At 72.5% G+C, this 9,183-nt stretch carries 10 protein-coding genes; 4 read left to right on the top strand and 6 right to left on the bottom strand.

Annotation, left to right across the window (positions count from 1 at the left end; all coding sequences use genetic code 11):
* The 3 genes from I73_RS04670 to I73_RS34790 form a co-directional block, all read right to left on the bottom strand.
* Positions 1-901: cysteine desulfurase family protein (locus I73_RS04670; RefSeq protein WP_022979546.1), on the bottom strand; the 901-nt coding region annotated here is incomplete at its 3' end.
* A 155-nt stretch (positions 902-1,056) separates the two neighbouring features.
* A complete protein-coding gene (gene merP, locus I73_RS04665; protein ID WP_022979545.1) occupies positions 1,057-1,347 on the bottom strand; it encodes a mercury resistance system periplasmic binding protein MerP in 291 nt (96 codons plus the stop codon).
* A gap of 10 nt (positions 1,348-1,357) precedes the next feature.
* Positions 1,358-2,869, bottom strand: a complete 1,512-nt coding sequence (locus I73_RS34790; protein ID WP_255348153.1) for a mercuric transporter MerT family protein — start codon at positions 2,867-2,869, stop codon at positions 1,358-1,360.
* Between the two features lie 48 nt (positions 2,870-2,917).
* Here I73_RS34790 and I73_RS25940 point away from each other — a divergent pair, with 48 nt between their 5' ends.
* The 3 genes from I73_RS25940 to I73_RS04640 are packed head-to-tail and all read left to right on the top strand — an operon-like array spanning position 2,918 to position 4,829.
* Positions 2,918-3,511, top strand: a complete 594-nt coding sequence (locus I73_RS25940; RefSeq protein ID WP_022979543.1) for a TlpA disulfide reductase family protein — start codon at positions 2,918-2,920, stop codon at positions 3,509-3,511.
* A 59-nt stretch (positions 3,512-3,570) separates the two neighbouring features.
* The gene (locus I73_RS04645; protein ID WP_022979542.1) at positions 3,571-4,125 is read left to right on the top strand and encodes a cyclin-dependent kinase inhibitor 3 family protein; all 555 of its coding nucleotides are present in this window, start codon (positions 3,571-3,573) and stop codon (positions 4,123-4,125) included.
* An 8-nt stretch (positions 4,126-4,133) separates the two neighbouring features.
* Positions 4,134-4,829, top strand: a complete 696-nt coding sequence (locus I73_RS04640; RefSeq protein WP_022979541.1) for a hypothetical protein — start codon at positions 4,134-4,136, stop codon at positions 4,827-4,829.
* 15 nt (positions 4,830-4,844) lie between these two features.
* Here the strand turns inward: I73_RS04640 and I73_RS04635 are convergent, their stop codons facing one another.
* The 3 genes from I73_RS04635 to I73_RS04625 are packed head-to-tail and all read right to left on the bottom strand — an operon-like array spanning position 4,845 to position 8,618.
* Positions 4,845-6,542 carry a ClcB-like voltage-gated chloride channel protein gene (locus I73_RS04635; protein ID WP_026096312.1) on the bottom strand — a complete coding sequence of 566 codons (1,698 nt, stop codon included), beginning with the start codon at positions 6,540-6,542 and terminating at the stop codon, positions 4,845-4,847.
* Between the two features lie 60 nt (positions 6,543-6,602).
* Entirely contained in the window at positions 6,603-7,769 is a 1,167-nt protein-coding gene (locus tag I73_RS25935) for a YbdK family carboxylate-amine ligase (RefSeq protein WP_022979539.1), read from the bottom strand.
* Positions 7,770-7,805: 36 nt separating this feature from the next.
* Positions 7,806-8,618, bottom strand: coding sequence for a gamma-glutamyl-gamma-aminobutyrate hydrolase family protein (locus I73_RS04625; RefSeq protein ID WP_022979538.1), 813 nt, complete (start codon positions 8,616-8,618; stop codon positions 7,806-7,808).
* 168 nt (positions 8,619-8,786) lie between these two features.
* On the opposite strand from I73_RS04625, the gene I73_RS04620 reads away from it, so the two are divergent.
* Positions 8,787-9,183: glutathione S-transferase N-terminal domain-containing protein (locus tag I73_RS04620; protein ID WP_022979537.1), on the top strand; the 397-nt coding region annotated here is incomplete at its 3' end.

The following is a 9,183-nucleotide window of genomic DNA, read 5'->3' as shown; positions in this document are numbered from 1 at the left end:
TCAGCGTGGTGGGCAGGCTCAGCGCCGCGGGGGCGTTGAAGACCAGGCCGGGAAAGGCCTCGCTCAGCGCCTCCGCCAGGCGCGCACGGTGCTGGGCCAGCACGGCAGGGGAGGCAAAGGTGTGGCCGTCTTCCAGCGCGGCCAGCACCGCGCCCAGGGCGGCCACGCCGGCCATGTTCTCGGTGCCGGACCGCAGCCCGCCCTCCTGCCCTCCGCCAGCCATCAGCGGGGTGAAGGGGGCGCCGTCGCGCACATAGAGCAGGCCGATGCCCTTGGGTGCGTAGAGCTTGTGGCCGGAAAACGGTGCGTAGTCGATGGGCCGCTCGGCCAGGCGCAGGTCCAGCTTGCCCAGACCCTGCACGCCGTCCACCAGCCACAGGGCGGGGCTGTCGGCCAGCGCGGCGGCAATGCCGTCCAGGTCGCTGATGACGCCGCTTTCGTTGTTGGCGGCCATGGTGCAGACCAGGCCGGCGCGGCCCGCATGCCGGCGCAGCCAGTCCAGCGCGTGGCGCCCCTGCGGGTCCACCGGGATGGGGGCGACCACCAGGCCCAGATCCAGCACCCGGTTCCAGTGGTGCAGGGCCGCCGGCACCGCCTTGTGCTCGGTGGCGCCGTAAAGCAGGCAGTCCACATCGTCCCGGCCGCGCAGGCTGATCAGGGCCGAGAGCACGGCGGTCTGGATGCCTTCGGTGGCGCCGCTGGTGAACAGCAGCTGTCCGGTCGGGGCGCCCAGCACGCGACGGGCGCGGGCACGGGTCTGCTCCAGCAGGGCGCGGGCGCGCAGGCCGGTGGCGTGGGTGCTGCTGGGGTTGCCGAACTGCTCGCCCATGCAGGCCAGCGCCGCGGCCTGGGCGGCCGGCAGCACCGGGGTGGTGGCGTTGGCGTCGAGGTAGATCTCCATGGGCTGAAGATTCTGGTCAGCCCGGCCCGGGAGAAATTCCTGTTCTGGACCCGTGGGTGCGCTGCGCGAAGAAGAAATTTCTCCGACTGATATGGATTGGGGTCAGAAATTCCAAGCAACCCGAGATTCAGGGAATCCTGAATCCAGGTGGGGGCTCATGGCTCGTCGGCCTTGAAGGACGGGTAGCCCACGCCCTCGGTGGCGCGCATCAGCGCCGCCACATCGGTCTTGGCGTCGTCGTAGCTGACCTTGGCGGTGCGCTTGTTGTAGCTCACCACGGCCTTGCTGACGCCGGGCACCTTCGTCAGCGCGACGCGGATGGTGATGGGGCAGGTCGCGCAGTCCATGGTGGGCACGTTGAGCGTGACCTGCTGTGGGGCCGCCAGAGCGGGGGCGGCCAGGGCCAGGGCGGCCAAGGCGCCGGTCAGGGTGAGCAGGGGCTTCATGGCAGAGCTTTCAGTAGAACCAGGGCGCCACCAGGGGCAGCAGCAGGGGCACGGCGGTGAGCAGGGCCACCACCCAGAACCAGCGGCGCAGGCCGCGGCGGGTCTGACCGCAGGCCGGGTCGTCCAGCGCACAGGCGGCGTCGCCCGGGGCGGGGCGGCGGTAGATCTGCCAGGCCGCCAGGCCCAGGGCGAGCAGGGCGCCGCCCAGCAGCCAGGGCGACCAGGGTTCCAGCACCCGCAGCTGGCCGATCCAGGCGCCGGAGACGCCCAGCAGGGCCAGGGCCAGCGGCGCCACGCAGCAGCCCGAGGCCAGCAGCGCCGCCACACCGGCGGCCAGCAGCGCGCCCAGGCCGCGGGCCGGGGGCGTGGCAGGAAGGCTCTGGCTCACCATCGCGTCGTGCTGCCCGTTCAGGCGGTGATCTCCTTGGCGGTGATCTGGTAGACGAAAGTGTCCGGCGCGTAGGGGTCGCGGGCGCCGTCGGCCGTCTCGGCCTGCGGGTACATGAAGAAGGGGCAGCTTGCCCTTCTTGCTGCCCGGCAGGGTGATGTCGGCGGCGCTGCTGTAGCCCATCCAGTTGCCTTCCCAGCTGCCGAACAGGGCGCGGCGCACCGGGGTGACGATGGGGTGGGCCGGGTCCTTGATCCACTCGGGGGTTTCCTGGCGCATCACCTTGGTGACGTCGGCCGGGTCCATGGCCACCCAGCCGTGGCCCTTCAGGTAGATCTCGGAGCGGCAGTGCTGCGCGCCCTTCAGGCTGGCGGGGTTGCCGCCCAGCTCGCGGTAGCCAAAGGCGCTGGGCACCAGGCGCACGCCGTAGATGTCACGTGCCGGAATGCCGGCCGCGCGGCACAGGCCCACGAACAGGGCGTTGATGTCGGCGCACTTGCCCGACAGGTTGCCGCTTTCCAGCATCGCCCGGATGTCGCCCACGCCGCAGCCGCGCACCTTGGGGTCGCGGTAGGAACTGACGATCACCCAGTCGTAGATGCGCTGGGCCTTCTCGCGGTCGCCGCGGGTGCCCGCCACGATCTGCTGGGCCACCTTGCGCACGATGCCGTCCACCGGGATCAGCTCGCTGGGCTGCACCCAGCGGTGCAGCTCGGCAGGGTCCACCGGCTCGGAGGACTTGGCCTGCCAGTCCACGCCGCGGTTCTGCGTCTGCACGCGGGTGAGCAGGGTGAGGGTGGGCAGCGCCACCGAGGCGTCGTAGGTGGCGGTCAGGATCTTGGCGCCGGTGTCGCCATCGGTGCTCATCTGCACCTTGCCGGCGTTGTCGGTCCAGTGCACGTCCAGCGTGCGCTGCCAGCCGTTGTCCAGCGAGGGCACCGGCAGCCAGATGGTGGACGGGCCCTTGGCCTCCTTCAGCGACACGGTGGTGGTCACGTCGAAGGTGCGCCAGCCGTTGGGCTTGGGATCGAAGTGACGCTGGGCCTCCTCGGCCCGCAGGGCGGGCACGCCCGCGAGCAGCATGGACGCAGAGGCCGATTGGAGGAGGCTGCGCCTCGACAGGCGGGTGGGCATGGTCAAGAGGTCCTGTGGGAAATCTGTGAAAGAGCGAAAATTTTAGCGATGAAGGCTTGTCCCTCCTGTGATCCCTGTCCCCTGCGGGACCCACCTGCGCCCGACCGTGGCCGGCGCCAGGGCCTGGCGGCCTTCTCGCTGTCCCTGGCGCTGACCGCGCTGGGGGCTGTCACGCCCCGGCCGGCGCAGGCCGCCACCGTGCTGCGCAAGGCCTGGCCGAAAGGGCGGCCCACCCCGGCGGTGGACCTGCCGCTGCTGGGCGGGGGCCGCTGGACCCTGGCCGGCGCCCGCGGTGAGGCCGTGCTGCTGCACTTCTGGGCCACCTGGTGCGAGCCCTGCCGCGAGGAGCTGCCGCAGCTGGCCGCCATGGCCCGGCGCGAACGCGCCCGCGGCCTGCAGCTGATGGCGGTGGACTACCGGGAGTCGGCCAGCACCGTGCGCAGCTTCCTGGCGCCGCTGGGCCTGGACCTGCCGGTGGCGCTGGACGACGAGGGCGCGGTGGCCAAGGCTTTCGAGGCCCGGGTCTTCCCCTGCACGGTGGGCATCGACCGCGCCGGACGGGCCCGCTTCCAGCTGATGGGCGCGGTGGACTGGGCCGGCACCGAGGGGCAGGCGGTGGTGGACGAGCTGCTGCGCGCCTGAGCCAGACTGCGCCGCTGGGCCAATGCGGTGGCCGCAGCTGCGCGGTGGCACGATGGGGCATGACCATCGTGCGCACCAGCCACAGCCATCCGCTGCAGATCGCCGAGTTGCGTGCCGGCGACGGCTGGGGCCGCATCGGCATCACCTTCTGCCCCGGCAAGCACGACCATGCCGCGGCCACCGGCGCCTGGGCGCGTGATCTGGGCGTGGACCTGGACGCCATCGCCGCCTGGGGCGCGCAGCTGGTGCTGACCCTGGTGGAGCCGGAGGAACTCACGGCCCTGCGCGTGCCTCGGCTGGGGCAGGAGGTGCAGCGGCGCGGCCTGCGCTGGCTGCACCTGCCGATCGCGGATTTCGGGGTGCCGGCCGAGCCCTTCGAGCGGGCCTGGGTGGTGCAGGGGGCCGAGATCCGGGCCCTGCTGCGGGCCGGGGGCGATGTGCTGGTGCACTGCAAGGGCGGTCTGGGCCGCGCCGGCATGGTGGCAGCGCGCCTGCTGGTGGAACTGGGCTGGGCGCCGGACGAGGCCATCCGCGCGGTGCGCCGGGTGCGCCGCGGCGCCATCGAGACGCCGGGGCAGCTCGCCCTGGTGCGCCGCACCCTGCCGCAGCCCTGAGGCCGGCCATGACCCCGCACGACGAGGACCGTGCGCTGCTGGACACCGCGGCCATGCAGCGGGTGGGCGGCGCCCTGGGCAGCCACCCGGCGGGGCTTTACGAAGACGCCCAGGGCCGGCGCTGGTACGTCAAGACCGTGGAGTCGCCCGACCATGCGTGCAACGAGTGGCTGGCCGCCCGGCTCTACGCGCTGGCTGGCGCACCCACGCTGCACTACCGCCGCTGCCGCGCGCCGGACCAGGTGGCCTCCGCCTGGCAGACCTTGCAACGCAGCCGCCTGTCCCAGTTCAGCGCGACCGAGCGCATCCAGGCCCGCCACTGGCTGGGCGTGCATGCCTGGCTGGCCAACTGGGACGCCGCCGGCTTCGAGGGCGACAACCAGGGCGTGGCCGCCGACGGCACGGTGCTGACGCTGGACGTGGGCGGCGCGCTGCGCTACCGCGCCCAGGGCGACCCCAAGGGCACGGCCTTCGGCACCCGGGTGGACGAGTGGGAGCGCTTGCGCCTCGACCCCGACAACCCGCACGCCCGGCGCCTGTTCGCCGACATGGATGCGGCGGAGCTGCAGGCCGCCGGGCAGGTGGTCACCGCACTGCCGGCTGCCATGATCCAGGCCTGCGTGCTGCGCCATGGCGGCGCGCCCGCACTGGCGCAGCGGCTGCTGGCGCGGCAGGCGGACCTGGCCCATCGTCTGCCGGGCTGAAGGCCCGGCCGGGGCTCAGAGCTGGGCCAGGTAGTCCCGGCACAGCAGCACCAGGTCCGACTTGACCACGTAGCCGATCAGGCGGTCCTGCGTGTCCAGCACCGGCAGGCGCTCGCCCGGGTGGTGGCTGAACACCTCCAGCACCTCCCAGGCCGGGGCCTCCAGCCGCACCCGCGGGTAGTTGGCGCGCAGCAGTTGGGGCGGCCAGGGCTGCTCGGCGGCGGTGCCGTCGGGCAGCAGCTGCAGCCGGAAGTCCTGCAGCGGGATGGCCCCGAGGAAGCGGTCCGCCGCGTCGGTGACATAGACATGCTGCCAGCGGCTCTGGCGGAAGCGCTCCTCCACCACCTGCATGCTCTGGCCCGGCCCGACGGTGGGCGGGTCCGCGTGCAGCAGGTCGGCCGCGATGGTCAGGGCCGGGGCGGGCTTGAGCTGCTCCTGGGTGACGGCATAGATGGAGCGCACCCGCAGCGCATGGGAGATGAGGTAGCCCAGCACGCAAGTGGCCATCAGCGGGACCATCAGGTTGTAGTTCTGGGTCATCTCGAAGAGCATCAGGATGGACATCAGCGGCGCATGGGTGCAGGCCGCCAGAAAGGCCCCCATGCCGATGACCACCGCCACGGGCAGCGGCACCAGGCCGGGCCACAGCTGCTGCAGCAGGGCACCGAACAGGGCGCCCAGCACCGCGCCCACGAAGAGCGTGGGCGTGAAGATGCCGCCCACCGCGCCCGAGCCGGTGGTGGCCGAGACGGCCAGCACCTTCCAGAACAGCACGGCCAGCAGCGCGGCCATGGACCAGTGGTCCTGCAGGATGGCGTTGACCACGCTGTAGCCATTGCCCCAGACCTCGGGGCTGACAAGGGAGATCAGGCCCACCAGCAGGCCGCCGGTGCCCAGCTTGAGCCACAGCGGCGCCTGCCAGCGCCGGAACAGCACATGGGCCTGGTCCAGCACCGCCAGGTACAGCGGGGCCAGGGCGCCGGCCAGCAGGCCCAGCGGCAGCAGCGCCATGATCTCCACATCGTGGTTGAGCACGCTGAAGGGCATGCGGTAGGTGGGCGCATAGCCCGCCAGCTGGCGCACCACCAGGTTGGCGGTGAAGGCCGAGACGATCAGCGGCGCCAGGCTGGCCATGGACAGCGAGTTCAGCACGATCTCGGCGATGAACAGGGCCGCGGCGATGGGGGCGTTGTAGGCGGTGGCGATGCCGGCCGCGGCCCCGCAGGCCACGTAGAGCCGGCGCCGGGGCACCGGCAGCTGCCACCAGCGGCCGAACAGCGAGCCGGCCAGCGCGGCCAGCTGCACCATCGGGCCTTCGCGGCCGATGGCCCCGCCGCTGGTCACCGTGGCCAGCGAGGACAGGGCCTTGAGCAGCGAATGGCGCACGCCCAGCTCGCCGCTGCCCAGCGCGATGGCCTCCATGTAGTCGCCGCCGTGCTCCTCGCGCACCCAGCGCTGGGTCCAGCCCAGCAGCAGGCCCGCCACCACCCCGCCGATGACGGGCGGCAGCACGCGCTGCCAGCCCTGCAGGCCGCGGGCGATGCCCACCAGGCTGTCGCCACGGCCATAGGCCAGGGTCTCGACCGCGTGGATGGCCTCGCGAAAGCCGATGGTCAGCAGCGCGCCGGCCACGCCGATCAGCGCGGCGAAGACGACAGGGTGCTGCCAGATCAGCTGGCGCGTGCCCTGCAAAGGGTGGTGGGGTGACTGCACGGGGCCGGGGACTCGGGAAGGCGGGCAGAGACCGCCGGCCGGCCCACCCAGGGCCCCAGTTTATGCGTCACCCAGCAGCCGGTCGCACAGGGTCGCTGAATAGGCGGCCAAGGCGACCGCATCGGGTGGCGAGCCATCGGGCAGCCGGCCCTCGGGGGCGACGCTGCGCCACAGGGCGCGCATGCGGGCGTGGTCCTCCTGCGCGCCGTCCCCGGCCCGCCAGGCGGCGGCCAGGCGGTCCAGGGTCGGCCGGTCCATGGGGGTGGGCAGCTGCCGCGCCATCTGATCGGACAGGGCCAGGGCCCAGGCGCGGGCGTTCACCCAGTCGCCACGCACCGGGTCGAACAGCCGGGCCTGCAGCCCGTCACGGCAAGCCAGGAAGCGGCTGACCTTGGCTTCGGTGACATGGCAGCGCGGCTGCGGCAGCGGCAACTGCCCGTTGAGCGCCAGGCCGGCCAGCGCGCGGGTCCAGGCGGCCAGGTCCACCGCCCGGTCCACGCTCAGCGGCGTGTCGAACACCCGCACCTCCACCGTGCCGAACTCGGGCTTGGGGCGCACGTCCCAGTAGATGTCCTTGAGCGACTCGGCGATGCCGGTGTCGCACAGCTCCCGCACCAGGGCGCAGAAGTGGGCCCAGTCCCGCAGCGGGGGCAGCGGCCCGCCGTGCGGGTAGACCAGCGGCTCCAGCGGACGGCAGGCGGCAAAGCCCGAGTCGCCGTGCTGCAGAAAGGGCGAGGCCGCGGACAGGGCGATGAGCAGCGGCGTGTGGGCCTGCAGCACATTGGCCACCCGCACCGCGCTCTCGGCGTCGGGCATGCCCACGTGCACATGCATGCCGTAGGTGGAGAAGCGCTTGGGCAGGAAGCCGAAGCGCTGGTCCAGCACCTGGGCCCGGTCGGTGGGTGACAGCACCCGCTCGTTCCAGAACTGGGCCAGGTGCGTGCCGCCGCCGCGCAGGGCCAGCCCCAGGGTTCCAGCCGCGGCCTGGGCCTGGGTCACCAGGGCATGCACCTCCTGGCGCAGCGGTTCGGCGGCCTGGTGCACCGAGGCATTGAGCTCGATGGTGGCCTGCGTGGCTTCCAGCGCGAAGTGCCGGCCGCTCGGGTGGGCCTGCAGGGCCTCCCACAGGGCCGAGCCCGAGGGGGAGAGTTGACCGGTGCTGGCCGAGACCAGCTGCAGTTCCAGCTCCAGGCCAAGGCTGAGGGTTTCGGAAGCGGCAAAGCGCATGGCGGTCTCTCTTTCTTGTTCTCGGGGGGCACAGGCTCAGCCGCTGCGCCTGGCCTGGCGCTCGGCGCAGGCCTGCAGGAAGTCGCGCAGCAGCGGCTGGTCATCGAAGGGGCTGTCGCCACCCCGGGTGGGAAATTCGGGGTGCCACTGCACCCCGGCGATGTAGCTGCCTTCGTGGCAGCTGATGGCTTCGATGGTCTGGTCCTCCAGGCTGCGCGCGCCCACCTCGAAGCCCGGCGCCAGGCGCTGGATGGCCTGGTGGTGGATGCTGTTGACCCAGGTGCGGCGCAGGCCGGGGTACACCCGGGCCAGCCAAGAGCCGGGCTCGATGTCCACCGGGTGGTGGTTGCGTTCGTAGATGCCCGGGGCGAAGTGGGTCACCGTCGGCCCGTGCTGGGTGGGCAGGTCCTGGAACAGGCTGCCGCCGAAGGCCACGTTGAGGATCTGCAGCCCGCGGCAGATGCCGAAGACCGGTTTGCGCGCGGCCACGAAGGCGTGGATCAGCGCCACCTCGTACTGGTCGCGCACCGCGTCGCCGGCCCACTCGGGCCGCAAGGGTCTCTCGCCATAGCTTTGCGGTGCCACATCGGCCCCGCCCTGCAGCACCAGCCCATCGAGCGCGGCCGCGTAGGCCTCCAACTGCAGGGCCTTGCGCGACTGCAGGCTGCCCGAGGCCACCGCCGGCACCATCACCGGCACCGCGTCCTGGGTCATCAGCCACAAGGCCACCGACTGCTCCAGGTAGTGCAGCGTCTTGGTCCACACGCCGCCCAGGTCCAGCACCGGGCTGTCGGGGTGGTAGATGCGGGCGGAGACGCCGATCAGCAGGGGGGCCGAGGGCTGGGCCATGGGACTCGACAAAAGGCAGTTCGGGCCTGTCATTGTTCGGCGCAGCCCCGGCGTGCCATGTAGGACAGGCGCCCGCCGCCGCGTCCGCCAAGGCGCCTTTCTCCAGCAGCGCGCTCGGGCTTGCACCGCCCCTGCGCGCCGCGCCGGTCCGCTGCCTACCATCGGCCGATGCTGACCTTCTTCATGACGCCGGGCTCCTGCTCCACCGGCATCCACATCCTGCTGGAGGCGCTGGAGCTGCCCTTCCAGGTGACGGTGCTGAACCTGCCGGCGGGCGACCACCGCCAGCCGGCCTACCTGGCGCTCAACCTCAAGGGCAGCATCCCCGCCCTGCAGCTGGACGACGGCCGCGTGCTGACCGAGTTCGGCGCCATTGCCCACTGGCTGGCCCGGCGCGTGCCGCGGGCCCAGCTGCTGCCCGACGATGCGGCGGCCGCGGCCGAGCTGATCGGCCGGCTGGACTATGCGGTGGGCACCGTGCACGGCCAGGGCTGGACCCGTGTCTTCACGCCGGAGGCCTACCTGCCGCCCGGCCTGGACGAGGCCGAGACCCGGCGCTGGACCG

Origin of the sequence: Ideonella sp. B508-1, assembly GCF_000333615.1 — a bacterium.
In the GTDB taxonomy this organism is placed as follows: Bacteria; Pseudomonadota; Gammaproteobacteria; order Burkholderiales; family Burkholderiaceae_C; genus Ideonella.
Note: the sequence above shows the minus strand (reverse complement) of the source record. Positions and strands in the feature narration are given on the sequence as shown.

Excerpts from the sequence above, each read along its gene's own strand:
- I73_RS04645 (WP_022979542.1), top strand. The coding sequence starts at position 3,571 with ATGACCATCGTGCGCACCAGCCACAGCCATCCGCTGCAGATCGCCGAG.
- I73_RS04625 (WP_022979538.1), bottom strand. The coding sequence starts at position 8,618 with ATGGCCCAGCCCTCGGCCCCCCTGCTGATCGGCGTCTCCGCCCGCATC.
- I73_RS25935 (WP_022979539.1), bottom strand. The coding sequence starts at position 7,769 with ATGCGCTTTGCCGCTTCCGAAACCCTCAGCCTTGGCCTGGAGCTGGAA.
- I73_RS04640 (WP_022979541.1), top strand. The coding sequence starts at position 4,134 with ATGACCCCGCACGACGAGGACCGTGCGCTGCTGGACACCGCGGCCATG.
- merP (WP_022979545.1), bottom strand. The coding sequence starts at position 1,347 with ATGAAGCCCCTGCTCACCCTGACCGGCGCCTTGGCCGCCCTGGCCCTG.
- I73_RS25940 (WP_022979543.1), top strand. The coding sequence starts at position 2,918 with ATGAAGGCTTGTCCCTCCTGTGATCCCTGTCCCCTGCGGGACCCACCT.
- I73_RS34790 (WP_255348153.1), bottom strand. The coding sequence starts at position 2,869 with ATGCCCACCCGCCTGTCGAGGCGCAGCCTCCTCCAATCGGCCTCTGCG.